Here is a 24,054-nt window from a genome sequence, read left to right on the forward strand (position 1 = left end):
CGTGTCGTGCGGCTTGCGGTCAGCACGTGTCCGTGCCGCGGTCAGGGCAGGCGCGAGAACCACCGCAGCGACCCCGCCGCGACGCCCATGGCGAAGACCAGTCCCAGGCCGATGAACCGGGCTGAGATGTCCTGCCGCTCCTTGCGATAGCCGACCGAGCTGCCGATATCCTCGTAGACGGCCTGCAGCTCGCCGGTGGTGGACGCCTCATGGAAGCGGCCGCCGGTCTCCTCGGCGACCGCCTTGAGGGTCTGCCCGTCCACCGGCACCTGGATGGCCCGGCCGCCCCGGTCAACGGAGCCGGACGGGGTGCCGAACGAGATGGTGTGCACCGGCACCTTGACCGCGACCGCCTGCGCGGCCGCCTCCATCGGGTCCATGCCGGAGGTGTTCGCCCCGTCGGAGAGCAGGATGATCCGGGCCGGCGGCGGATCCTTGGCCGCGTTGCCGTCCAGGCTCTTCACCGCCCCCAGCGAGGTGGTGATCGCCTCGCCGATCGCGGTGCCCTGGACCCCGGTGATCCCCTCGTTCAGCCGCTCGATCCCCTCGTGCAGGGCCTCCCGGTCGGTGCTCGGCGGCACCAGCACCGCCGCGCTGCCGGCGAACGCGACCAACCCCACGTTGAATTCCTCCGGCAGGCCGTCGACGAAGCGTCGGGCGGCCTCCTTCGCCGCGCTCAGCCGGTCCGGGTCGACGTCGTTGGCGAGCATCGAGGTGGAGACGTCCACCGCGACCATCACCGTGGCCCGTTCCCGGGGGACCCGTACCTCGGCGCTGGGCCGGGCGAAGCCGACCACCAGCAGCGCCAACATGGCGAGGAACAGCCCCGCCGGGACGTGCCGGCGCCAGGCCGGCCGCTGCGGCGCGACCCGGTCCAACAGCCGCAGGTTGGTGAACCGGACGGCGTACCGGCTGCGCCGGCGCTGCATCGCCAGGTAGCCCACCACCAGGGCGAGCACGCCGAGGAGCAGCCAGAGCCGGGCGGGCGACTGCCAGTTCACGCGGCACCTCCCCGGGCCGCGGCCGGCGCGGCGGCCAGCCGGCGCTGGGCGTGCACGTGCCGGACGATGTCGGCACTCCAGTCCCGGTCCGTACGCAGCGCCAGGTGGGTCGCCCCGGACCGGCGCAGCGCGCGGCGTACCTGGTCGCGCTGGGCGGCGGCGGCCTCGGCGTACCGCTGCCGCAGGGCCCGGTCGCCGGTCCACACCTCGCGCCGCCGGCCGGTCTCCGGGTCGACCAGGGTGATCAGGCCGACGTCCGGCAGCTCCAGCTCGCGCGGGTCGGTCACCTCGACCGCGAGCACCTGGTGCCGGACCGAGATCCGGCGCAGGGTGGCCTCCCAGGGCGGGGCGCCGTCCGGGTCGTCGGGCAGCCCGTCGAGGAAGTCGGAGACCACCACGACCAGGCCGCGCCGGGTGCCCACCCGCTGCACACCCTCGAGCCCGTCGGAAAGCGTGGCCGGGGCGAGCGGGGCGCTCTCCTCCTCGTACCCGCCGGCGCGGGGGGCGCCCAGCAGCGCGCGGAGCAGCCCCAGCAGGTGGGTACGTCCGCTGCGGGCCGGGAACCGGCGCAGGCCGTCCGGGCCGAGCACCTGCGCGCCGAGGCGGTTGCCGACGCCGGCGGTGAGGAAGCCGACCGCGGCGACGGCGGCCACCGCGAGTTCCCGCTTGTCCAGTGTGGCGGTGCCGTACTCCATGCTGGGGCTGGCGTCGACCAGCAACCAGGTGGTCAGCTCCCGGTCGGCGTCGACCTCGCGTACGTGCGGGACGGTGGTCCGGGCGGTGACCGCCCAGTCCATCCGGCGTACCTCGTCCTCGCCGGGGCGGTACTCCCGGCTGCCGGCGATCTCGCTGCCCGGACCGGGCAGCAGGCCCCGGTGCTGCCCGTGCAGCAGCCCGTCGAGCCGCCGGGTCACCATCAGTTCCAGCCGGCGCAGCTGCAGGTCGGGCGCGAGGTCGGCCAGGCCGGGTTCGTCCTGGTGGGACGGCGGGGCGGCACGGCGCCTCATGCCGCCGCCAGGTCGGGCGCCGCCTCCGGATGGCCGGTGACGATCCGGGGCGGTGGCACCGCCTCGATGAGTCGGCGGACCACCGACTCGGCGGCGACCCCGTCGGCGACCGCGTCGAAGGAGAGCACCAGCCGGTGGGCGAGCACGTCCACCGCCAGTTCCCGGACGTCCTCCGGCAGCACGTACTCCCGGCCGCGGAGCAGGGCCTGGGCCCGGGCGGCGGCGACCAGCCCGAGGGTGGCCCGGGGACTCGCCCCGTACGCGAGCAGCGGCGCGAGCTCGGGCAGCCCGAACCGGCCGGGGTCCCGGGTGGCGAGGACGAGCCGGACGACGTACTCGGCCAGCGCGTGGTGCACGAAGATGTCGCCGGCCCGTCGCTGGAGCTCGCGCAGCCGCGCGGGGTCCAGCACCTGCCGGGGCTTGGGCCGGTCGGTGCTCATCCGGTAGAGGATGGCCAGCTCGTCGGCGTCGCTCGGGTAGTCGACCACGACCTTCATCAGGAACCGGTCGCGCTGCGCTTCGGGGAGCTGGTAGACCCCCTCGGACTCGATCGGGTTCTGGGTGGCGAGCACCAGGAACGGGTCGGGCACCGGCCAGCTCCGGCCACCGATCGAGACCTGCCGCTCGGCCATCGCCTCCAGCAGCGCCGACTGCACCTTGGCCGGGGCTCGGTTGATCTCGTCGGCGAGCAACAGGTTGGCCATGATCGGGCCCAGCTCGACGTCGAAGGTCTCGGTGGAGGCCCGGTAGATGCGGGTGCCGACGATGTCCGAGGGCACCAGGTCGGGGGTGAACTGGATCCGGGAGAAGGTGCCGCCCACGACCTGAGCGAGGGTCTGGGCGGCGAGCGTCTTCGCGACGCCGGGCACTCCCTCGAGGAGGCAGTGGCCCTGAGCGATCAGGGCCGTGAGCAGGCGTTCGACGAGGCGATCCTGCCCGACGATCACGCGTTTGACCTCGAAGAGGGTCTGTTCCAGCTCGACGCCGCTCGCGTCGGCATCGACCGGGCTGGGCACGCTGGCCAGGGTGTCCGAGATGTCCGTCACGGTGCTTGCTTCCCGTGCCGACGGTAGGACAAACGTCGGATTATCAGCCCCTCGGCGGCCCTTTGCCGCCCGGATCGGGACACCTCACCCGACCGGTCCGCAACGGCACGTGCGGTACGCCCCGACGCAGGTGGGCCCGAACGGCACTGGCCCCCGCCGGGGCGGGGCCAGCACGTGCGAGGCGCCGCTCGGTTGGCGATGACGATCGGTTGGGGCAACGCCGTCACGTACCTACCACTACGGTGGACGCGGTGACCACGGAGACGAGTCGGACGCGGGTCGGCTGGCGGGGCCACCGGACGGTGACGACGGCCTGCTGGCTCGCCGCCGGGCCCGGGGCGGCCTGGGCGGCGCTCCGGCTCGCCGGACTGGAACGGGGACCGCTGGTGCAGGCGGTCGCCTTCACTCCGTACGTCGCGGTCGGAGCGCTGGCCCCGCTCGTGCTGGCGCTCGCCCTGCGACGCCGCTGGCCCGCGGTCGTCGCGGCCGTCGCGGCCCTGGCGATGATCGGCGTGGTGGCGCCCCGCGCGGTCGCCTCCGGGCAGCCGGCGGTCGGCGGGCCCACCCTGCGGCTGCTCACCGCCAACCTGCTCAAGGGCAGCGCCGACCCGGCCACCCTGGTCGGCCTGGTCCGCGCCCACCGGGTGGACGTGCTGACCGTGCAGGAGTTCACCCCGGGGATCGCCGCCGAGCTGGACCGGTCGGGGCTGGCCGAGCTGCTGCCCTACCGGCAGCTCAACCCCGTGGTCGGGACCACCGGCTCGGGCCTCTACGCCCGGTTCCCGATCACCGAGGTGGGGGTGCGCCGCAACCAGGGCTTCTTCTTCACCCAGGCGTACGGGACCCTCACCGTGCCGGGCGCGCCGCCGCTACGGGTCGAGTCGGCGCACCCGGCCGCCCCGTACGCCGTCGAGGTGGTCCCGGACTGGTGGACCGACCTGCGGGCGCAGCCGCCGGCCACCCCGGACGGGCGGCTGAGCATCCTGGCCGGGGACTTCAACGCCACCCTCGACCACGCCCCGCTGCGCGCCCTGATCCGCACCGGGTACGTCGACGCTGCCGAGCAGGCCGGCGCCGGCCTGGCCGGCACCTGGGGCCCCTATGACGGCGACCCGATCCCGCCGGTCACCATCGACCACGTGCTGGCCGACCGCCGCATCGCCGTCCGGTCGGTCACCGTGCACGCCCTCCCCGGCAGCGACCACCGCGCAGTGCTCGCCGAACTCCGCCTGCCCGCCGGCTGACCGTCACACCCGGGCGCGGTCCAGGCCGTAGGTGAGGGCGTCGACCAGGGCGTGCCAGGAGGCCTCGACCACGTTGGGGTGCACGCCCACCGTCGTCCAGTCCCGGCCGGCGCCGGCGGTCTCCACCAGCACCCGGGTCACCGCGCCGGTGCCGTGGCTGCCCTCCAGGATGCGGACCTTGTAGTCGGCCAGCTCGAAGTCGCGCAGCTCCGGGTAGTGCCGGGCCAGCCCGACCCGCAGCGCCTCGTCGAGGGCGTTGACCGGGCCGTTCCCCTCGGCGGTGGCGATCACCCGCTCGCCGCGTACCCGGATCTTGACGGTGGCCTCGGAGACGACCGCGCCATCCTCCCGGTGCTCGACGATCACCCGGTACGACTCCAGGGCGAACGGCCGGGGCACGGCCCGGTCCGGCAGCTCCGAGCGGACCAGCAGCTCGAACGAGGCGTCGGCGGCCTCGAACGACCAGCCGCCCGCCTCCAGCTCCTTGACCCGGTTGGTGACCCTCGACAAGGCTTCCGGATGGCCGGCCAGGTCCAGGCCCAGCTCGCGGCTCTTGAGCTCGACGCTGGCCCGGCCGGCCATCTCGGTCACCAGGATCCGCATGTCGTTGCCCACCACCGACGGGTCCACGTGGTTGTAGAGCAACGGGTCGACCTTGATCGCGCTCGCGTGCAGCCCCGCCTTGTGGGCGAAGGCGGCGGCCCCGGCGTACGCCTGGTGGGTGTCGGGGGCGATGTTGGCGATCTCGGCGATGGCGTGCGAGACCCGCACCATCTGTTCCAGGCAGCCGTCGGGGAGGACGGGCAGCCCGAGCTTGAGCTGAAGGTTGGCGACGACCGCGAAGATGTCGGCGTTGCCGGGACGCTCGCCGTACCCGTTGGCGGTGCCCTGGAAGTGCCGGACACCGGCCTCGACGGCGGCGATGGTGTTGGCCACCGCGCAGGCGGTGTCGTTCTGGCAGTGGATACCGAGCAGCTCCGGGGCGACCCCGGTGCGCGCGGTGACGTCGGCGATGGCAGCCGTGATCTGGGACGGCAACATCCCGCCGTTGGTGTCGCAGAGCACGAACCGCTCCGCACCGGCGGCCAGCGCCGTCTCCAACACCGCGGCGGTGTACGCCGGGTCGTACCGGTAACCGTCGAAGAAGTGCTCGCCGTCGACGAAGACCCGGCGCCCCTCGGCCACCAGGTGGGTGACCGTGTCGTGGATCATCGCCAGGTTCTCCTTGGCGGTGGTGCGCAGCGCCCGCTCGACGTGCCGCAGGTCCGCCTTGGCCACCAGGGCGACCGCCGGGGTCTGCGCGTCCAGCAGGCCGCGCACCTGCGGGTCGGCGTCGACGGCGACGCCGGCCTTGCGGGTCGCCCCGAAGGCCACCAGGATCGCGTGCCGCAGTTCCAGTTCGGTACGCGCCCGGCGGAAGAACTCGGTGTCCTTCGGCACGGCGCCCGGCCAGCCGCCCTCGATGAAGCCGACCCCGAAGTCGTCGAGCAGGCGGGCCACCGCCAGCTTGTCGACCACCGAGTAGGTGAGCCCCTCGCGCTGGGCGCCGTCGCGCAGCGTCGTGTCGTACACCTGGAAGGTCATGGAAGTCCTCTTCTCGAACCACGGCGGGGAGCAACAAAAAGACCCCCCGCGGGATGCGGGAGGTCTGCGCGCTCGGCGAGAGGGAAGCCGGCGCGCTAGCTGCCAATAATCAGGACGGAGCTGGTCACGATCGGTACTTTGCCACCCTGGCCCCGGTTTTGGGAGGCAGAATCCACATATCGGGACGGTGACGCTGGGTGGCCGTCACCCGATCGGTGGCCGGGATCCGGACAGAACCCGCCCCTGGTGATCGACTTCACAAGTCGACCGGCCGCCACCAGGCGGAAACCTCGCTGCGGAAGTATCTGGAACCGATCCAGTTATCGGCCTCGCGCCGCTGACAAGCCGCTGTCAAGGAGGACCCGTGCTCACTGTCGGTGACCGCTTCCCTGAGTACGAACTCACCGCCTGCGTGTCGCTCGACGCCGACAAGGCGTTCGAGACGATCAACCACAAGTCCCACCAGGGCAAGTGGCGGGTGGTCTTCTTCTGGCCGAAGGACTTCACCTTCATCTGCCCGACGGAGATCGCCGAGTTCGGCCGCCTCAACGGCGAGTTCGCCGACCGCGACGCCCAGGTGCTCGGCGTCTCGGTGGACAACGAGTTCGTCCACTACGCCTGGCGCAAGGACCACCCGGACCTGCGCGAGCTGCCCTTCCCGATGCTCAGCGACATCAAGCGCGAGCTGACCGCCGCCTGCGGCGTGCTCGGCGAGGACGGCGTCGCCCAGCGGGCCACCTTCATCGTCGACCCGGACAACGAGATCCAGTTCGCCATGGTGACCGCCGGCTCGGTCGGCCGGAACGTCTCCGAGGTGCTGCGGGTGCTCGACGCGCTGCAGACCGACGAGCTCTGCCCGTGCAACTGGAACAAGGGTGGCGCCACCCTCGACGCCAACGCGCTGCTCGCCGGTGCCGGGGCCTGACATGGGTCTGGACGCGGTCAAGGCGGCCCTGCCCGAGTACGCCAAGGACATCAAGCTCAACCTCGGCTCCACCATCGCCACCTCGACGCTCAAGCCGGAGCAGGCCTGGGGCACCGCCCTGGCCTGCGCGGTCGCGGCGCGCAACCCGATGGTGCTGAAGGAGATCGCCGCCGAGGCAGCCGGTCACCTCACTCCGGAGGCGATCGAGGCGGCCAAGGGCGCCGCCACGATCATGGCGATGAACAACATCTACTACCGGGCCAAGCACCTGATCGGCGACGAGCAGTACGCCTCGATGCCGGCCCGGCTGCGGATGCAGATCATCGCCCGACCCGGCGTGGAGAAGGCCGACTTCGAGCTCTGGTGCCTCGCCGTCTCGGCGATCACCGGCTGCGGGGTCTGCCTGGAGTCGCACGAGAAGACCCTGCGCGGGACCGGGTTCACCCGGGAGCAGGTGCACGAGGGGCTGCGGATCGCCAGCGTCGTGCACGCCGCCGCGGTCGCCCTCGACGCGGAGGCCGCGCTGAGCTGATTTCGGACACGGTGGTGTAGGGATCACCACACCGGGTAGGAAACCGCTCGACAGGGCAACATCCCCCGAGAAAGTCGAGAAGAGGAGTGAAAGCCATGGACCGGCTCGACCCTCGAACGACCCACGGGACGCCGGACCCGCTCACCAACGGTGGCGAGGGCGCCTTCGCGGGCGACACGCCTGCGGGGCGCTTCGATCCGTGGAGCTACCGGGACGAGGCCGTAATTACCGGCGCCGACCTGGTGGGCTACAAGGTGGAGGCGAGCGACGGCGGCATCGGCAAGGTGGACCGGGCCAGCCACGAGGTGAACTCCAGTTACCTCGTGGTCGACACCGGGCCGTGGATCTTCGGCAAGAAGGTCATGCTGCCTGCCGGGACCGTCAACCACGTCGACCACGACGAGCGGAAGGTCTACGTCGACCGGAGCAAGGACCAGATCAAGGCCGCGCCCGAGTACGACGAGAGCTTCGGCACGGATCCGGCTTACCGGGACAAGCTCGGCGGTTACTACGACGACACGTACTCGTCGATCCCGCCGGGTACCGCCCGGTAACGGAGGAACCTGCACCGACGGCCGGTGGGGCATCGCCCCACCGGCCGTTACCGTGTCAGGGTGGACGCCATCGAGACCAGTCGCCGGATCCAGCTCTCCGCCACGTTCAACTTCCGCGATGTCGGCGGATATCCGGGCCACGACGGGCGGACCGTCCGTTGGGGACGGCTGTACCGCTCCGACTCGCTGCACCGGATCGACGAGGCCGACCGGGAGGCGTTCGCCGCCCTCGGCATCCGTACCGTCATCGACCTGCGCCGTTCGTCCGAGGTGGCGCGCGACGGCCGGGTGCCCGCGTACGACGGGCTGGCCTACCGGAACATCCACCCGGAGCACCGGGACTGGACCGAGGTCCGGTACGACCCGGCGCAGAGCCTGGCCCGCTGGCTCGCCGACCGGTACGCCGACCTGGCCGAGACCGGCACCGCCGGGTTGGCCGAGGCCGTCGGGCTGATCGCCGACAGCGCCAACGCGCCGGTCGTGGTGCACTGCCTCGCCGGCAAGGACCGCACCGGCATCGTCTGCGCGCTCACCCTCTCGGTGCTCGGCGTCGCCGACGCCGACATCGCCGCCGACTACGCGCTGAGCACCGAGGCGTCGGCGCGGTTCAGCGCCTGGCTCGCCGCGACCACGCCCGCGGCCGAGGAGCTGCCGCCGCCGTTCCTCGCCTCCCCCGCCGAGGCGATGGCGCTCTTCCTCACCGAGCTGCGTGCCGGGTACGGCTCGGCGGAGGGCTACCTCCGCCACGCCGGGGTCACCGAGGCGCAGCTCGCCGCCCTCCGCGACCACCTGCTCAACTGACAGCGCCGCCGGGGCACCGGTGCCGCTCGTCGGGTCGGTCCGTGTGCTGTCCCACGCCGTTCCTCCGCGAGGTCGCCTGCACCGGTTCGGTCAGTCCTCAGCCACGGCACCGGGCCGGCGGTGGCGGTGAATGGCGCTCGCTACGGAGCCGATGACGCTTCGGGCGGTGGCCCGGGCGGGCACCACACCTGGTCGGGGCGGACGACGCCTGAGCCGTGACGCTTCGATGCTCGCGCAACCCTCACGGGACGGATGACGCCCCCAGCGGCGACAACGGATGGTCCCCGCACTCCCTATGGAGCTGATGACGTAAACGATTCAGGATGCGGCGCGGAGCAGCAGGCACGGACCCGTCCCGGCGGCGCGGTACGGAGCCCGGCGCGGCGCGAAACCGACGCGGATCCGGCACGGCTCGGCGCGAAACCGGCACTGATCCAGCACGGCGCGGCACTGATCTAGCACGGCGCGGCGCGGACCCGGCCGGCGCGGCGCGGACCCGGCCGGCGCGGCGCGGACCCGGCCGGCGCGGCGCGGACCCGGCCGGCGCGGCGCGGACCCGGCGCGGCACGGCGCGGACCCGGCACGGCGCGGCGCGGACCCGGCGCGGCACGGCGCGGACCCGGCGCGGCGCGGACCCGGCCGGCACGGCGCGGACCCGGCGCGGCACGGCGCGGCGCGGCGCGGACCCGGCGCGAAGTCGGCACGGCGCGGGGCGGAACCGGCGCGGATCCGGCACGGCTCGGCGGCGCCGCCGGGCACCGTCGGCCGCTGTCCGCCGCCGGGTGAATCGTTTGCGATATCAGCTCCATAGGGAGTCAGGAGCAACCTGCCGACCGCACCCACGGCCGCAGGCGCACCCGATCCGCAAGCGCCGTGCCGCAGGGCCGTCGTCCGGGGCTCGGCGACACAGCCGGTCCCGGCACCGCCGCGGTGACCTCGGACAGCCGAACGGCCGGCGCCGTCGTGCGGTGCCGGCCGTTGCGCGATGAACGCGGGAGGTGACGGGCGGGTCAGAGCACCCGCTGCACCCAGCCGTGCCGGTCCTCGACCCGGCCGCGCTGGATGTCCACCAACTGCTGCCGCAGCGCCATGGTGGACCGACCCGGCTCGCCCCCGCCGACGAGGAACTCCCCGTCGGGGAAACGCACCTGACCGATCGGGGTGATCACCGCGGCGGTGCCGCAGGCGAAGACCTCGCGGAGCCGGCCACTGGCCGCGTCGGCCTGCCAGTCGGCGAAGCTGATCGGCCGTTCCTCGATCCGGTGCCCGGCCTCGGCGGCCAGGGTGAGGATCGCGTCGCGGGTGATGCCCGGCAGGATGGTGCCGGTCAGCGGCGGGGTGACCAGAGTGTTGTCGTCGTAGACGAAGAAGACGTTCATGCCGCCCAGCTCGTCGACGAAGCGGCGCTCCACCGCGTCCAGGAAGACCACCTGGTCGCAGCCCGCCTCGATCGCCTCCGCCTGCGCCACCAGCGAGGCGGCGTAGTTGCCGCCGCACTTCGCGGCGCCGGTGCCGCCCGGCGCGGCCCGGGTGTAGTCCGGGGAGACCCAGACCGTGATCGGCTTGACCCCGCCGGAGAAGTACGCCCCGGCCGGCGAGGCGATGACCACGTAGAGGTACTCGTTGGCCGGACGCACGCCGAGAAAGACCTCGCTGGCGAACATGAACGGCCGCAGGTAGAGGCTCGCGTCCTCGTGGTCGGGGATCCAGTCCTGGTCGATCTCCACCAGCCGGCGCAGCGACTCGACGAACGTCTCCTGCGGTAGCTCCGGCATCGCCAGCCGCTGGGCGGAGGCGGCGAAGCGGGCGGCGTTGGCCTCTGGCCGGAACATCGTCACCGCGCCCTCGGCGGTCCGGTACGCCTTGAGCCCTTCGAAGATCTCCTGCGCGTAGTGCAGCACCGCGCTCGCCGGATCCATCGGGATCGGACCACGCGCCTCGACCCGGGCGTCGTACCAGCCCTTGCCGTCGGCGTACCGGATCGTCACCATGTGGTCGGTGAACACCCGGCCGAAACCGGGGTTGGCCAGCAGGGCGGCCCGATCGGCGGCGGATACCGGCGCGGGATTCGGACGGATCTCGAAATCGAGCTTGTCACCACCGCTCATCGCGCTGACCTCCCTGCGGGTTGACGACATGCGGGACCGCACGCCGGATCTGGTGCCAGAAACTTACCCCGAACGGTCGTTCAGCGGATAGTTCCGCCCCGGCAGATCGAAGGCGCCAAATGGCGGGAACGATCACGGTCGCGCCACCACGGACGACGTCGCGGGGTGGACCCGGAGCGGGTCTGGCGGCCCGGATCCGGGCCGGTGGACGGCCCGGATCAGGCTACGGCGTACCCGGCGAGCCGGTCGCCGACCTCCTCGGTGCGCAGCGGCGCGCCGGGGATGCGGCCGGCCAGCTCGGTGGCGACGGCGGCGGTGACCCGGGCGGCGGCGTCGGCGTGGCCGAGCTGGTCGAGCAGGAGCGCGGCGGAGAGCACCGCGGCCACCGGGTCGGCGACGCCCTTGCCGGCGATGTCCGGCGCGGAGCCGTGCACCGGCTCGAACATCGACGGGTACCTGCCGGTGGGGTTGATGCAGCCGCTCGCAGCCAGGCCGATGCCGCCGGTGACCGCGGCGGCGATGTCGGTGAGGATGTCGCCGAAGAGGTTGTCGGTGACCACCACGTCGTACCGCTGGGGCTGGGTGACCAGGAACATCGCGGCGGCGTCGACGTGCTGGTACTCGGTGGTCACGTCGGGGTGCTCGGCGGCGACGGCCGCGAAGGCGCGGGCCCAGAGCGAACCGGCGTGAGTGAGCACGTTGGTCTTGTGCACGAGGGTCACCTTGCGGCGCTCGCGGCGGCGGGCCCGGGCGAAGGCGTCCCGGATCACCCGCTCCACCCCGTGCCGGGTGTTCAGGCTCTCCTCGGTGGCCACCTCGGCCGGGGTGTCCCGGTGCAGCGAGCCGCCGGCGCCGGCGTACAGACCCTCGGTGCCCTCGCGGACGACCACCAGGTCGACCTCGCCGGGCTTGACGGTGGCCAGCGGCCCGGACACCCCCGGCCAGAGTCGGGACGGACGCAGGTTGACGTACTGGTCGAAGGCGAACCGGAGCTTGAGCAGCAGCCCCCGCTCCAGCACCCCCGGCGGGACGGTCGGGTCGCCGACCGCGCCCAGCAGGATGGCGTCGTGCCCGGCCAGCTCGGCCAGCACGGAGTCGGGCAGCACCTCGCCGGTGCGGTGGTAGCGTGCGGCGCCGAGGTCGTACTCCGTGGCCTCGACCCCGGCCAGCACGGCGTCGAGGACCTTGCGGGCCTGCGCGACCACCTCGGGTCCGATCCCGTCCCCGGCCACCACCGCGATCCGTGCCACCTGGCGCTCCTCACCTCGTCGTCCCCGTGAACGGTACGTCGACGTCCCGCCTCCCGGTACGCGTCTTCCAGAATGCGGGAAATCGGAATGCTCAGGAGGCTCCCAGGTGGCATTCATGGTGCGGTCATCTCCACTGCCTAGGGTCGGTGGGGAACGGGTCACGGGGGCCCGTGACCGGCTTCGCCGCGGCGCTGCGGCGTCGTCAGCGAGGGAGCAGGTGTGATGCGGATCGACGAGCAGCCACGGGCCCGATGGGTCGACGAGCAGCCCCGGACCCGGTGGGTGGACCAGGACGCATTCCGCAGCCGCCGGCCCGACCTGCGGCTCGGCACCCGCAGCCACCGGCTGGATCGGGCCGGCGGGACGGCCGCCGACCGGATCACCGCCCAGCACACCGTCCGCACCTCCACCTCCGAGTACTCCCTGCTGCTCAACGCCCCCGTTTGGCTCGGCCGCCGGATCGTCGGGGAGGCGCTCCGGGACGCCGTGGCCGAGCTGCGCGCCATCGACCTCACCTACGGGCCGTCCCGGCCGGACAGCCTGGTCTCCAAGCTGCGGCGGGGCGAGATCAGCCCCGAGTCGTACCCGCCGCTGGCCGACCTGGTGGACCGCTGCGCCGCGATGCGCGCGGCCACTGACGGCTGGTTCGACGCCTGGGCGGTGCCCGGCGGCTTCGACCCGGGCGGCCTGCTCGGCGGCTGGGCGGTGGAGCGGGCCGCGGCCCGGCTGCGCGCCGCCGGCATCCACGACTACGCCGTGCTCAGCGGCGCGGACCTGGTGGTACGCGGCAACGCCGCGCACGGCGGGCCCTGGCGCGTGGCGGTGCACCATCCGACCGACGCCCACCGGGCCCCGCTGGTGTTGGAGATGACCGCCGGGGCGGTGGGCACCTCCGGGGTCACCGGCCGCCGGGGCCACGTGGTGGATCCGCACACCGGCGAGCCGGCCGACCAACTGGTCGCCGCCACCGTCGTCGGCCCGGACCTCGCCGTGGCCGACGCCTACGCCACCGCGCTCTACGCCGCCGGCCCGACCGGGCTGGCCTGGTTCCGTAACGGCTCGGACTACCGGGCGCTCTTCGCCCACCGCCGCCGCTGACGGTCCGCGGCGCACTCCCACCCGATCGGCCGGCCGTTCTCGCATCACGGCCGCCCGTGGCGGCGGCGGGGCGCCGCGATCGGCCCCCACGGTCTCGGCAACGACCGTGGAGGCCGGTCAGCGACGAGTGCGCGTGGCTCGCGCAATCGAGGGGTGCGGACCGGTGGGCCGGACGTCCGACCACGCCACCCGAAGACGGGCCGACGTCGCGACTCCGCCAGCGACCGCACCGGTACGCTAGCGAATCGACGCAACTCGACGCAAGAGTCTCCACTGCGGACCGTCACGATCCCCGGATCGACCGATCCGCCACTGGCCTGCGGCGGGGTAGGGGTGACGGCGGGCACCGGGGATGGCACGCTGTCCGCCGTGAGTTTCGATCTGAGCGTGTGGGCCCTGCTGGAAGGGGCCACGCCCGCCGAGGTGCGGGCAGCGGTACAGCGGTGCCGCGAGGGGCGGCACGGCGACCGGCACCCCGATCCCAGGGTGGTCGGCTTCTACCGGGCGATCACCGCCAGCTATCCCGACCGGCCGGCCGGTCCGGGCAGCCCGTGGGAGGTCACCCCGCTGCACGCGGCCGCCGACCACGTGGAGCTGAACCTCGTCCCGACGTGCGAGGACCAGGTCCTGCTCGACATCGAGCGGCTGGCCGGCGAGCACAACCTGATGCTCTTCGACGCCCAGGACGGCTCGGTCTACCCACCGCCCGCCCGCGTCACCGGCTGACCTGCGGCCCCGGTACGACGAGGGGCCCGGCCGTGTCGGCCGGGCCCCCGATGTGTCGTGCGTGGACTACTCGTCGCGCAGGTCGGCGGCGCTGGCCGCGACCGCGCCGATCGAGTCGGCCGCCGAGGTGAGCAGGTCCGCGCCGAGCGCCTGGTCGACGGTGAGGGTCATCAGCGTCTCGCCGCCGGCCTCCCGGCGGGCGACCTGCATCGCGGCGATGTTGACCCCGGCCTCGCCGAGCAGGGTGCCGACGGTGCCGACGACGCCCGGCCGGTCGACGTAGCGCAGGAAGACCAGGATGCCCTCCGCGCCGATCTCCACGTCGAAACCGTCCACCTCGGTCAGCTTGATGACGTCCCGGGTGCCGGTGCTGGTCACCGTGCCGGAGACGCTGACCGTACGGCCGTCCGGCAGCGCGCCGCGGACGGTCACCAGGTTGGCGTGGTCGACCGTCTCGGCCAGGGTGGCGAGGGTGACCTCGACGCCGCGCTCGGCGGCCAGGTGCGGCGCGTTGACGTAGGTGACCTGCTCCTCGACCACCGAGCTGAACAGCCCCTTGGTGGCGGCGAGCTTGAGCACCGAGACGTCGTGGTTGACGATCTCGCCGCGTACCTCGACGGTGACGCTGGCGGCCACCCCACCGGCCACGGCGGTGAACGCCCGGCCGAGCTTCTCGGCCAGCGGCAGCAGCGGGCGGACGTCCTCGGCGACCACGCCGCCGGCCTGCACGTTCACCGCGTCCGGCACGAACTCGCCCTGGAGCGCCAGCTTGACGCTCTTGGCGACGGCCAGGCCGGCCTTGTCCTGCGCCTCGTGGGTGGAGGCGCCCAGGTGCGGGGTGGCCACCACGTTGTCGAAGGCGAACAGTGGCGAGGAGGTGCAGGGCTCCTTGGCGTACACGTCGACGCCGGCACCGGCGACCCGGCCCTCGGCGATCGCGTCGGCCAGGGCCTGCTCGTCGACCAGGCCACCGCGGGCGGCGTTGACGATCCGCACGCCCGGCTTGACGATCGCCAGCTCCTTCTCGCCGATCAGACCCACGGTCTCCGGGGTCTTGGGCAGGTGGATGGAGATGAAGTCGGCCTCCCGCAGCAACTCCTCCAGCCCGACCAGGCGGACGCCGAGCTGCGCGGCGCGGGCCGGCTGGATGTAGGGGTCGTACGCGATCAGCCGGGTGCCGAACGCGGCGATCCGCTGCGCGAAGAGCACACCGATGCGGCCGAGGCCGACCACGCCGACGGTCTTGCCCTGGAGCTCGACGCCGGTGTACTTGGACCGCTTCCACTCCCCCGCCTTCAGCGCGGCGCTGGCCGCGGCGGTGTTCCGCGCGACGGCGAGCAGCAGCGCGACGGCCTGCTCGGCGGCGGAGACGATGTTGGAGGTGGGGGCGTTGACGACCATGACGCCCCGCGCGGTGGCGGCCGGCACCTCGACGTTGTCCAGGCCGACGCCGGCCCGGGCGACCACCTTCAGGCGCGGCGCGGCGGCGATCGCCTCGGCGTCGATCTGGGTGGCGCTGCGCACGATCACCGCGTCGGCCTCGGAGAGGGCGGAGAGCAGGGCCGGGCGGGCGGTGCCGTCGACGTGGCGGACGTCGAAGTCGTGCGCGAGCACCTCGATGGCGGCGGGAGCGAGTTCTTCGGCGATCAGTACGACAGGATTCATCGGTCCTCGTAGATGTCGTCAGAGCGGTCGGCTGCGGCGGGGGGCGCCGCGCTGCGCCCTGCGGTGAGCCGTGCCATGGCCGTCAGGTGCCGGCTACGCACCTACCTGGGATCGTAGGGCGCGGGCCGGCCGGCGTGTCCGGGACGGCGGGGTGAGTGCCCTCACAAACCCGACATGTCCCGGGGCCGAACGGGGGCGGAACGCAGGCGGCGGCGGGCCCGGCGCCGGGGAGAGCGCCGGACCCGCCGCCGTGCGGGTCAGGCGGTCTCGGTGATCGGCCGGTCCACCCAGCTCATCATGGCGCGCAGCTTCTGGCCGGTCTCCTCGATCGGGTGCGCCGCGCCCTCGGCCCGCCACTTGGCGAAGTTCGGCCGGCCGGCCTCGTCCTCGGCCACCCACTCCCGGGCGAACTCGCCGGACTGGATCTCGCCGAGGATCTTGCGCATCTCCTCCTTGACCCGGGAGTCGATGACCCGGGGGCCGCGGGACAGGTCGCCGTACTCGGCGGTGTCGGAGACGCTGTAACGCATCCGGGCGATGCCGCCCTCGTACATCAGGTCGACGATGAGCTTCAGCTCGTGCAGGCACTCGAAGTAGGCCACCTCGGGGGCGTAGCCGGCCTCGGTGAGCACCTCGAAACCGGTCTGCACCAGTGCCGCCGCGCCGCCGCAGAGCACCGCCTGCTCGCCGAAGAGGTCGGTCTCGGTCTCCTCGGTGAAGGTGGTCCGGATCGCGCCGGCCCGGGTGCCACCGATGCCCTTGGCGTACGACAGGGCGAGCTGGAACGCGGTGCCGCTGGCGTCCTGCTCGATGGCGACCAGGCAGGGCACGCCCTTGCCGTCGACGTACTGCCGGCGGACCAGGTGGCCGGGGCCCTTCGGGGCGACCATCGCCACGTCCACGTCGGCCGGTGGGGTGATCAGGCCGTACCGGATGTTGAAACCGTGGCCGAAGAAGAGGGCCTTCCCGGGGGCCAGGTTCGGGGCGATCGAGTCGGCGTAGAGGGCCCGCTGCGCGGTGTCCGGCGCCAGGATCATGATCACGTCGGCCTCGGCCGCCGCCTCGGCCGGCGTGAGCACCCGCAGGCCCTGCTCCTCGGCCTTCGGCCGGCTCTTCGAACCGGCCGGCAGGCCGATCACCACGTCGACCCCGGAGTCGCGCAGCGACAGCGCGTGGGCGTGGCCCTGGCTGCCGTACCCGATCACGGCGACCTTGCGGCCCTGGATCAGGCCCAGGTCGGCGTCGTCGTCGTAGTACACCTCAACGCTCATTGACTTCCCTTTCGTACGGCGGTCCGAGCGGCCCGTCGTGGACTTGTGCGGTGCGGTTCAGGCGGCGCTCAGCGCCGGCGCGGTCGCGGTTCAGGCGGCGCGCAGTGACGGCCCGGCGGTGATGGAACGCGAGCCGCGCCCGATCGCCACCGTGCCGGACTGGACCATCTCCTTGATGCCGAAGGGCTCCAGGTCGCGCAGCAACGCGTCGAGCTTGTCGGGGGTGCCGGTGGCCTCGATGGTCAGCGTGTCCGGCGCGACGTCGACCACCCGGGCCCGGAACAGGTTGACCGTCTCCAGCACCTGCGCGCGGGCGTTGCGGTCCGCGCGGACCTTGACCAGCAGCAGCTCCCGGGCGACCGAGACCTGCGGGTCCAGCTCCACGATCTTGAGTACGTTGACCAGCTTGTTGAGCTGCTTGGTGACCTGCTCCAGCGGGGACGACTCGGCATTGACCACGATGGTGATCCGGGAGACGTCCGGGTTCTCGGTCTCGCCGACAGCGAGGCTGTCGATGTTGAAGCCGCGGCGGGAGAACAGGCCGGAGACCCGGGCCAGGACACCCGGCTTGTTCTCCACCAGCACGGACAAGGTGTGCAGAGTCATGCCACGACCTCGCTTCGCTCGGTCGCGCCATGACGCGACATGGGGCTGAGTTTGATGATTCGCTCGCTGCGCTCGCTCATGTCAGAGTTCGTCCTCGTCGAAGGCGGGGCGGACACCCCGGGCGAACATGATCTCGTCGTTGCTGGTGCCGGCGGCGACCATCGGCCAGACCATGGCGTCCTTGCCGACCACGAAGTCGATCACCACGGGAGCGTCGTTGATCGCCATGGCCGCCTCGATGGTCTTGTCCACGTCGGCGGCGTTCTCGCAGCGCAGCCCCACGCAGCCGAGCGCCTCGGCGAGCTTCACGAAGTCCGGGATGCGGTGCTTGTGGGTGCCCAGCTCGGTGTTGGAGTAGCGCTCCCCGTAGAAGAGGGTCTGCCACTGCCGGACCATGCCCAGGTTGCCGTTGTTGATCACGGCGATCTTGACCGGGATGCCCTCCAGCGCGCAGGTGGCCAGCTCCTGGTTGGTCATCTGGAAGCAGCCGTCGCCGTCCACCGCCCAGACCACCGTGTCCGGCTTGCCGACCTTGGCGCCCATCGCCGCCGGCACCGCGTACCCCATCGTGCCGAGGCCGCCGGAGTTCAGCCAGGTGTACGGCTTCTCGTACGAGATGAACTGGCTGGCCCACATCTGGTGCTGCCCCACGCCGGCCACGAAGATCGTGTCCGGGCCGGCGATCTCGCCCAGCCGCTTGATCACGTACTGCGGGGAGAGGGTGCCGTCGGCCGGCTCCTCGTAGCCGAGCGGGTAGCGCTCGCGCAGGTCGTCGAGCTGGGTCCACCAGTCGCCCAGGTCGCTGGCCGGGTGGGCGCCCCGCTCGGCGGTGACCGCGGCGATCAGCTCGTCGATCACGTGCCGGGCGTCGCCGACGATCGGCACGTCCGCGTGCCGGTTCTTACCGATCTCCGCCGGGTCGATGTCGGCGTGCACCACGGTCGCGTCCGGCGCGAACGAGTCCAGCCTGCCGGTGACCCGGTCGTCGAAGCGGGCCCCCAGCGCCACGATCAGGTCGGCCTTCTGCAGGCCGTAGACCGCGGCGACGGTGCCGTGCATGCCCGGCATGCCGAGGTGCTGCCGGTGCGAGTCGGGGAACGCGCCGAGCGCCATCAGCGTGGTGACCACCGGGATGCCGGTCAGCTCCGCCAGCCGGCGCAGCCCGTCGGTGGCGCCGGCCTTGAGCACGCCGCCGCCGACGTAGAGCACCGGGCGGCGGGCGTTGGTCATCAGGCGGGCCGCCTCACGGATCTGCTTGCCGTGCGGGTGCAGGGTCGGCCGGTAGCCGGGCAGGTCGAGGGTGGGCGGCCAGGCGAAGGTGGTCGGCGCCTGCAGGACGTCCTTGGGGATGTCCACCAGCACCGGGCCGGGCCGTCCGGTCGAGGCCAGGTGGAACGCCTCGGCCAGGACCTGCGGGATCTCCTCGGCGGTCTGCACCAGGAAGTTGTGCTTGGTGATCGGCAGGGTGATGCCCTGGATGTCCGCCTCCTGGAAGGCGTCCGTGCCGATCGAGGGCCGCGCGACCTGGCCGGTGATCGCCACCATCGGCACCGAGTCCATGTACGCGTCGGCGATCGGCGTGACCAGGTTGGTCGCGCCCGGGCCGGAGGTGGCGATGCAGACGCCGACCTTCCCGGTGGCCTGCGCGTAGCCGGTGGCCGCGTGCCCGGCGCCCTGCTCGTGGCGGACCAGGATGTGCCGGACGGTGGAGTCGTAGAGCGGGTCGTACGCCGGCAGGATCGCGCCACCCGGGATGCCGAAGACGACGTCGACGCCGAGCGCCTCGAGCGACCGCACCAGCGAACCGGCACCGGAGACCTGCGCCGGCGCGGGCCGCCCTACCGTCGCGGTGCGTCCGTCCGCGCCGGCCGGGACGCCCCGGCCACCACCCGCCGGGGCGGCCGGGGTGGCCCCGGTGCGGGGGGTGGGGGCGTGGTCGACGTCGCTCGCCGGCTCGGAGGCCGGGCGGGCTCGCCGGACGGAGTGGGCGAGGGTCTCTGGCGTGGGTCTCGTCATGGCGGTTCAGGCCTTCGGCTGGAGTGGGTGAGGCTCGTTCAGAAAGGGCTACGCGGGCGGGGCCCGCTCCCGATGGGTCCGACGGCAATAAAAACGGCCCTCGTGCAGATGCACGGGGCCAGCGCACTCTCGATGAGGGAGAGTGCGCTCAGGTAAGTACTCGCAGCGACCGGTTCGACGACATGCGGCTAAGCCTGACGCATCTCACGCGATGAGTCAACTGATCCCACATTTTGGTTCACGGACGTCGGCGTGTCGTACCCGGACGTGGCATCCCTGGCCCCTCCCACCTGCGGGAAATCCTCCTGCGGAGGGCGCGGCGCGGGCACCGCGGGCGGCGACGCCGGCGGGTTCGACCGCAGGCGCGGCAGCAGCGGCGAAGGGGCGGGACGGGGCGGGGCGACCGGCGGACCGGGGGGCAGCGGCGTGGGGCGCGCGCCCGGCGACGTCGCCGCCTCCAGCATCGCCTCCAGGTGCTCGGCCGGCACCCCCCAGCCGAAGAGCGCCCCCTGCCCGAACCGGCAGCCGGCGGCGACCACCGCGGCCAGCTCCGTCGGGTTGGTGACGCCCTCGGCGATCACCTCCAGCCCGAGCTGGTGACCGAGGCGCATGACGATGTCGACCATCGGCGCGAACGCCGGCCCGTCCCGGCCGACCGGACGCACCGGCTCGTGCTCGGCGACCAGGCTGTGGTCGATCTTGAGGATGTCGATCGGCAGCCGGCGCAACTGCCCCAGTGAGGAGTACCCGGCGCCGAAGTCGTCCAGCGCGATCCGGACCCCGGTCAGGCGCAGCGCGGTCAGCCGCCGGATCAACTCGTCCAGGTCGGTGGCGACCGCGTGCTCGGTGACCTCCAGCACCAGCCGCTGCGGCGGCACGTGGTGCGCGCGCAGCGCCTCGGCGACCTGGACGACGTACTCCGGGGCGTGCAGCTCGCGCGGGGAGACGTTCACCGAGACCCAGACGTCGTGACCGTCGGCCAACCAGCGGGAGAGCTGGTAGCAGGCCTGGTGCAGCACCCAGGCCCCCAGCTTGGCGATCATCCCGCACTCCTCGGCGAGTGGGATGAACTCGTCCGGCCGGACGTTGCCCAGCTCCGGGTGGTGCCAGCGGAGCAGCGCCTCGGCACCGACCGGACGCACCGAGGGCAGCGACGCCACCGGCTGGAACGCCAGCCGCAGCTCGTCGCGCTCGATCGCCCCGCGCAGCTCGTGTTCGAGCTTGGTACGCCGGCGCAGCAGCTGGTCGTACGCGGCGTCGTACCGCTCGATCCGGTTCTTGCCCTGCTGCTTGGCGTAGCGCAGGGCCAGATCGGCGTTGCGCAGCAGCAGTTCCACGTCGGGCTCGCCGCAGTTCCCGGCGACCCCGATGCTGACCGAGAGGAAGACCGGCCCCTCGGGCTGGTCGTACGGGCGACCCAGCACCCCGAGCAGCCGCTCGGCGACCCGGTCGGCGTCGGTCGAGCCGTGCATCAGCACCGCGAACTCGTCGCCGCCGAGCCGGGCCGCCAGGTCGCCCGGCCGCAGGTTGCCGCGCAGCCGGCGGCCCACCTCGGCGAGCACCACGTCGCCGACGTCGTGGCCGCGCATGTCGTTGACGTTCTTGAAGCCGTCCAGGTCGAGCCCCAGCAGCACGCAGGGCACGTCGGCCTCGACGCAACGCTGCAGCGCCCGCAGCAGCCCGCGCCGGTTGGCCAGGCCGGTCAGCGGGTCGGTATGCGCCAGCTCGCGGAAGTGCGCCTCCCGCTCGGCCAGCCGGCCGGCGTAACGGCGCACGTCGTTGAGGGCCAGATACTGCCGGGCCACCAGCGCGAAGCCCTCGAGGCTGCCGGCGACGATGCCGAACGCGTCGAACCGGCCGCCCTGCAGGAGGTGGAACATCGCCGAGGCGGCCATGGCGAACATGGGCACGAAGGCGTACTCGCCGTCGCGACGGATCAGGTCGACGTCCACCTGACCGGGCGGATCGACCCGGTGCACCGCGAGCAGGATGGCCAGCAGCCCGGCCGCCTGCACCGCCCCGCCGGTCAGTGCCATCTGCGGGCCGGCCTGGCAGAGCCCGGCGGCGAGGCCGAGCCCGCCGCTGGTCACCGCGGTGACACCGGCGCCGAGCAGGGCGAGCCGGCCGCGGGGCGGGGCGGCCCGCAGCACCATGATCATGGTCAGTCCGGCGGTGCCCGCGGCGGTCACGGTGGCCGGCACGATCGGTACGCAGGCCATCGGGGTGGCCGCGCCGAGCAGCCGGGTCGGCTCGGAGAAGACCACCCAGCCGACGAACCAGAGCGCGCTGGCCATGATCAGGCCGTCGAGGAGCAGCCGGGCGGTGGCGGACCCGGCCGCGGCCGTGCCGGGCAGCCGGAGCAGGGCGGCGCCGAGGGCGAGCCCGCACAGCGCCGTGCCGACGGAGATGAGCGTGGCCCACCCGGTGCGCTGCCCCTGGTGGTGCGCCCAGTGCGGCGCGTCGGCGAGCGTGGCGGTGACCCCGACGACGAGGGTGAGCAGCGCGATCCCGGCCGATGCGGCGAGCAGCACGTGCGCCTGCCGGTGGGGCCCGACCCGGCGGCGGGCCGACGCGGTCAGCAGCGCCGTGGCGACGGCGGCGACGAGCCCGCTCAGCACCGCGACAGTGACCATGCCCGGGGGGAAGTGCACGACATCAACTGTGCCGGATGAGCGCACTTTGTGGGGCACCGGGTGTGCAACTGTTGGGACACGGCACGCGCGCCCGGGGGGCGCGGCGATGTCGGTGTCAGACTGGTAGGCATGCCTGAGCTGCGGTCGAGGACATCCACCCACGGTCGGACGATGGCCGGCGCCCGGGCCCTGTGGCGGGCCACCGGGATGACCGACGACGACTTCGGCAAGCCGATCGTCGCCATCGCCAACAGTTTCACCCAGTTCGTGCCCGGTCACGTACACCTCAAGGATCTCGGCGGCCTGGTCGCCGACGCGGTGGCCGAGGCCGGCGGGGTGGGCCGGGAGTTCAACACCATCGCGGTGGACGACGGCATCGCGATGGGCCACGGCGGCATGCTCTACTCGCTGCCCAGCCGGGAGCTGATCGCCGACGCGGTGGAGTACATGGTCAACGCGCACTGCGCGGACGCCCTCGTCTGCATCTCCAACTGCGACAAGATCACCCCGGGGATGCTGCTGGCCGCGCTGCGGCTGAACATCCCGACCGTCTTCGTCTCCGGCGGCCCGATGGAGGCCGGCAAGACGGTGGCGATCGAGGGGATCGTGCACTCCAAGATCGACCTGATCGACGCGATGATCGCGTCCTCCAACGAGGCGGTCACCGACGACCAGCTGGGCGAGATCGAACGCTCGGCCTGCCCGACCTGCGGCTCCTGCTCCGGCATGTTCACCGCCAACTCGATGAACTGCCTGACCGAGGCGATCGGCCTGGCGCTGCCGGGCAACGGCTCGACGCTGGCGACCCACGCCACGCGCCGGTCGCTCTTCGTCGAGGCCGGCCGGACCGCCGTGGAGATCGCCAAGCGCTGGTACGACGGCGACGACGCCTCGGTGCTGCCCCGCGCCATCGCCAACCGGGCCGCCTTCGAGAACGCGGTCGCCCTGGACGTGGCCATGGGCGGGTCCACCAACACGATCCTGCACCTGCTCGCCGCCGCCCGCGAGGCCGAGCTGGACTTCTCGGTGGCCGACATCGACGCGATCTCCCGGCGGGTGCCCTGCCTGGCCAAGGTCGCGCCGAACTCGCCGCAGTACCACATGGAGGACGTGCACCGGGCCGGCGGCATCCCGGCCATCCTCGGCGAACTGGACCGCGCCGGCCAGCTCAACCGGGACGTGCACGCGGTGCACTCCCCCTCGCTGGCACAGTGGCTCACGGACTGGGACATCCGCGGCGGGTCACCGAAGCCGGCGGCGGTGGAGCTGTTCCACGCCGCGCCGGGCGGGGTGCGCACCACCGAGCCGTTCTCCACCACCAACCGCTGGTCGTCGCTGGACACCGACGCCGCCGGCGGCTGCGTGCGGGACCGCGAGCACGCGTACTCGGCCGACGGCGGGCTGGCCATCCTGCACGGCAACCTGGCCCCGGACGGCTGCGTGGTGAAGACCGCCGGGGTGCCCGAGGAGTGCCTGACGTTCCGCGGCCCGGCGAAGGTCTACGAGTCCCAGGACGACGCGGTGTCGGCGATCCTGGCCAAGCAGGTCGTCGCCGGCGACGTGGTGGTGATCCGGTACGAGGGCCCGAAGGGCGGCCCCGGCATGCAGGAGATGCTCTACCCCACCTCCTTCCTCAAGGGCCGGGGGCTGGGCCGGTCCTGCGCGCTGCTCACCGACGGCCGGTTCTCCGGCGGCACCTCCGGCCTGTCGATCGGGCACGTCTCCCCGGAGGCGGCCTCCGGCGGGCTGATCGCGCTGGTCCGCGAGGGCGACGAGATCGTCATCGACATCCCGGGGCGCTCCATCGAGCTGAACGTCCCCGACGATGTGCTCCAGGCCCGCCGGGTCGCCGAGGAGAAGCGGGATCGCCCGTACACCCCGACCGACCGGCAGCGGCCGGTGTCGGCGGCGCTCCGCGCGTACGCCTCGATGGCCACCTCGGCCAGCGACGGCGCCTACCGCCGCGTCCCGGAGTGACCGGCCCCCA

The 24,054-nt window shown here is 73.1% G+C and carries 19 protein-coding genes; 8 read left to right on the plus strand and 11 right to left on the minus strand.

Translation table 11 applies throughout. The features are described 5' to 3' along the window. Nucleotides 1–41: 41 nt before the first annotated feature. From OG799_RS21480 to OG799_RS21490, 3 genes are read right to left on the minus strand one after another with little or no spacing between them, the layout of a single operon-like run. Nucleotides 42–1,001: a VWA domain-containing protein gene (locus OG799_RS21480; protein WP_406036931.1), complete on the minus strand. Its 960-nt coding sequence runs from the start codon at nt 999–1,001 to the stop codon at nt 42–44. Further along, on the minus strand, nt 998–2,008 hold the full coding sequence (locus OG799_RS21485) for a DUF58 domain-containing protein (RefSeq protein WP_406036932.1): 1,011 nt from the start codon (nt 2,006–2,008) through the stop codon (nt 998–1,000). Before OG799_RS21485 ends, OG799_RS21480 begins: the two co-directional genes overlap by 4 nt. Then, the gene (locus OG799_RS21490) at nt 2,005–3,054 is read right to left on the minus strand and encodes an AAA family ATPase (RefSeq protein ID WP_406036933.1); all 1,050 of its coding nucleotides are present in this window, start codon (nt 3,052–3,054) and stop codon (nt 2,005–2,007) included. The genes OG799_RS21485 and OG799_RS21490 overlap by 4 nt, the downstream gene beginning before the upstream one ends. 251 nt (nt 3,055–3,305) lie before the next feature. On the opposite strand from OG799_RS21490, the gene OG799_RS21495 reads away from it, so the two are divergent. Next, the gene (locus tag OG799_RS21495; RefSeq protein WP_406036934.1) at nt 3,306–4,298 is read left to right on the plus strand and encodes an endonuclease/exonuclease/phosphatase family protein; all 993 of its coding nucleotides are present in this window, start codon (nt 3,306–3,308) and stop codon (nt 4,296–4,298) included. A 3-nt stretch (nt 4,299–4,301) separates the two neighbouring features. On the opposite strand, the gene cimA is transcribed toward OG799_RS21495, so the two are convergent. After that, nucleotides 4,302–5,882 carry a citramalate synthase gene (cimA, locus tag OG799_RS21500; protein WP_406036935.1) on the minus strand — a complete coding sequence of 527 codons (1,581 nt, stop codon included), beginning with the start codon at nt 5,880–5,882 and terminating at the stop codon, nt 4,302–4,304. 364 nt (nt 5,883–6,246) lie between these two features. On the opposite strand from cimA, the gene OG799_RS21505 reads away from it, so the two are divergent. The 4 genes from OG799_RS21505 (at nt 6,247) to OG799_RS21520 (ending at nt 8,694) form a co-directional block, all read left to right on the plus strand. Beyond that, a complete protein-coding gene (locus tag OG799_RS21505) occupies nt 6,247–6,807 on the plus strand; it encodes a peroxiredoxin (protein ID WP_406036936.1) in 561 nt (186 codons plus the stop codon). A 1-nt stretch (nt 6,808) separates the two neighbouring features. Next, the gene (locus OG799_RS21510; RefSeq protein WP_406036937.1) at nt 6,809–7,339 is read left to right on the plus strand and encodes a carboxymuconolactone decarboxylase family protein; all 531 of its coding nucleotides are present in this window, start codon (nt 6,809–6,811) and stop codon (nt 7,337–7,339) included. 95 nt (nt 7,340–7,434) lie between these two features. Then, nucleotides 7,435–7,893: a PRC-barrel domain-containing protein gene (locus OG799_RS21515; RefSeq protein WP_406036938.1), complete on the plus strand. Its 459-nt coding sequence runs from the start codon at nt 7,435–7,437 to the stop codon at nt 7,891–7,893. A 60-nt stretch (nt 7,894–7,953) separates the two neighbouring features. Further along, nucleotides 7,954–8,694, plus strand: a complete 741-nt coding sequence (locus OG799_RS21520) for a tyrosine-protein phosphatase (protein ID WP_406036939.1) — start codon at nt 7,954–7,956, stop codon at nt 8,692–8,694. A 1,010-nt stretch (nt 8,695–9,704) separates the two neighbouring features. Here OG799_RS21520 and OG799_RS21525 read toward each other — a convergent pair. Next, the gene (locus OG799_RS21525) at nt 9,705–10,802 is read right to left on the minus strand and encodes a branched-chain amino acid aminotransferase (RefSeq protein ID WP_406036940.1); all 1,098 of its coding nucleotides are present in this window, start codon (nt 10,800–10,802) and stop codon (nt 9,705–9,707) included. A gap of 218 nt (nt 10,803–11,020) precedes the next feature. Then, complete coding sequence (locus OG799_RS21530; RefSeq protein WP_406036941.1) at nt 11,021–12,052, minus strand: 3-isopropylmalate dehydrogenase; 1,032 nt, start codon at nt 12,050–12,052, stop codon at nt 11,021–11,023. 222 nt (nt 12,053–12,274) lie between these two features. Between OG799_RS21530 and OG799_RS21535 the strand changes: the two genes are divergently transcribed. Next, entirely contained in the window at nt 12,275–13,150 is an 876-nt protein-coding gene (locus OG799_RS21535) for an FAD:protein FMN transferase (RefSeq protein WP_406036942.1), read from the plus strand. Between the two features lie 369 nt (nt 13,151–13,519). Then, nucleotides 13,520–13,876 carry a hypothetical protein gene (locus OG799_RS21540; protein WP_406036943.1) on the plus strand — a complete coding sequence of 119 codons (357 nt, stop codon included), beginning with the start codon at nt 13,520–13,522 and terminating at the stop codon, nt 13,874–13,876. Nucleotides 13,877–13,942: 66 nt separating this feature from the next. On the opposite strand, the gene serA is transcribed toward OG799_RS21540, so the two are convergent. The 5 genes from serA to OG799_RS21565 all read right to left on the minus strand — a co-directional run bounded on the left by serA (nt 13,943) and on the right by OG799_RS21565 (nt 22,067). Continuing rightward, on the minus strand, nt 13,943–15,541 hold the full coding sequence (gene serA, locus OG799_RS21545) for a phosphoglycerate dehydrogenase (protein ID WP_406036944.1): 1,599 nt from the start codon (nt 15,539–15,541) through the stop codon (nt 13,943–13,945). A 257-nt stretch (nt 15,542–15,798) separates the two neighbouring features. Then, nucleotides 15,799–16,812 (minus strand): ketol-acid reductoisomerase, encoded by a 1,014-nt coding sequence (gene ilvC / locus OG799_RS21550; protein WP_406036945.1) that lies wholly within the window; start codon nt 16,810–16,812, stop codon nt 15,799–15,801. A 90-nt stretch (nt 16,813–16,902) separates the two neighbouring features. Then, complete coding sequence (gene ilvN / locus OG799_RS21555) at nt 16,903–17,418, minus strand: acetolactate synthase small subunit (RefSeq protein ID WP_406036946.1); 516 nt, start codon at nt 17,416–17,418, stop codon at nt 16,903–16,905. An 81-nt stretch (nt 17,419–17,499) separates the two neighbouring features. After that, complete coding sequence (locus OG799_RS21560) at nt 17,500–19,434, minus strand: acetolactate synthase large subunit (protein WP_406036947.1); 1,935 nt, start codon at nt 19,432–19,434, stop codon at nt 17,500–17,502. Nucleotides 19,435–19,622: 188 nt separating this feature from the next. Beyond that, complete coding sequence (locus OG799_RS21565) at nt 19,623–22,067, minus strand: putative bifunctional diguanylate cyclase/phosphodiesterase (protein WP_406046365.1); 2,445 nt, start codon at nt 22,065–22,067, stop codon at nt 19,623–19,625. A 129-nt stretch (nt 22,068–22,196) separates the two neighbouring features. Here OG799_RS21565 and ilvD point away from each other — a divergent pair, with 129 nt between their 5' ends. Beyond that, complete coding sequence (gene ilvD, locus OG799_RS21570; protein ID WP_406036948.1) at nt 22,197–24,044, plus strand: dihydroxy-acid dehydratase; 1,848 nt, start codon at nt 22,197–22,199, stop codon at nt 24,042–24,044. Nucleotides 24,045–24,054: the final 10 nt, after the last annotated feature.

This window comes from Micromonospora sp. NBC_00898, assembly GCF_045207895.1.
Lineage (GTDB): Bacteria > Actinomycetota > Actinomycetes > Mycobacteriales > Micromonosporaceae > Micromonospora.

What these genes read in the sequence shown, in the direction of transcription:
- serA (WP_406036944.1), bottom strand. Translation starts at nt 15,541, where the DNA reads ATGAATCCTGTCGTACTGATCGCCGAAGAACTCGCTCCCGCCGCCATC.
- OG799_RS21515 (WP_406036938.1), top strand. Translation starts at nt 7,435, where the DNA reads ATGGACCGGCTCGACCCTCGAACGACCCACGGGACGCCGGACCCGCTC.
- ilvD (WP_406036948.1), top strand. Translation starts at nt 22,197, where the DNA reads ATGCCTGAGCTGCGGTCGAGGACATCCACCCACGGTCGGACGATGGCC.
- OG799_RS21525 (WP_406036940.1), bottom strand. Translation starts at nt 10,802, where the DNA reads ATGAGCGGTGGTGACAAGCTCGATTTCGAGATCCGTCCGAATCCCGCG.
- ilvC (WP_406036945.1), bottom strand. Translation starts at nt 16,812, where the DNA reads ATGAGCGTTGAGGTGTACTACGACGACGACGCCGACCTGGGCCTGATC.
- OG799_RS21510 (WP_406036937.1), top strand. Translation starts at nt 6,809, where the DNA reads ATGGGTCTGGACGCGGTCAAGGCGGCCCTGCCCGAGTACGCCAAGGAC.
- ilvN (WP_406036946.1), bottom strand. Translation starts at nt 17,418, where the DNA reads ATGACTCTGCACACCTTGTCCGTGCTGGTGGAGAACAAGCCGGGTGTC.
- OG799_RS21565 (WP_406046365.1), bottom strand. Translation starts at nt 22,067, where the DNA reads ATGGTCACTGTCGCGGTGCTGAGCGGGCTCGTCGCCGCCGTCGCCACG.
- OG799_RS21485 (WP_406036932.1), bottom strand. Translation starts at nt 2,008, where the DNA reads ATGAGGCGCCGTGCCGCCCCGCCGTCCCACCAGGACGAACCCGGCCTG.
- OG799_RS21535 (WP_406036942.1), top strand. Translation starts at nt 12,275, where the DNA reads ATGCGGATCGACGAGCAGCCACGGGCCCGATGGGTCGACGAGCAGCCC.
- OG799_RS21560 (WP_406036947.1), bottom strand. Translation starts at nt 19,434, where the DNA reads ATGACGAGACCCACGCCAGAGACCCTCGCCCACTCCGTCCGGCGAGCC.
- cimA (WP_406036935.1), bottom strand. Translation starts at nt 5,882, where the DNA reads ATGACCTTCCAGGTGTACGACACGACGCTGCGCGACGGCGCCCAGCGC.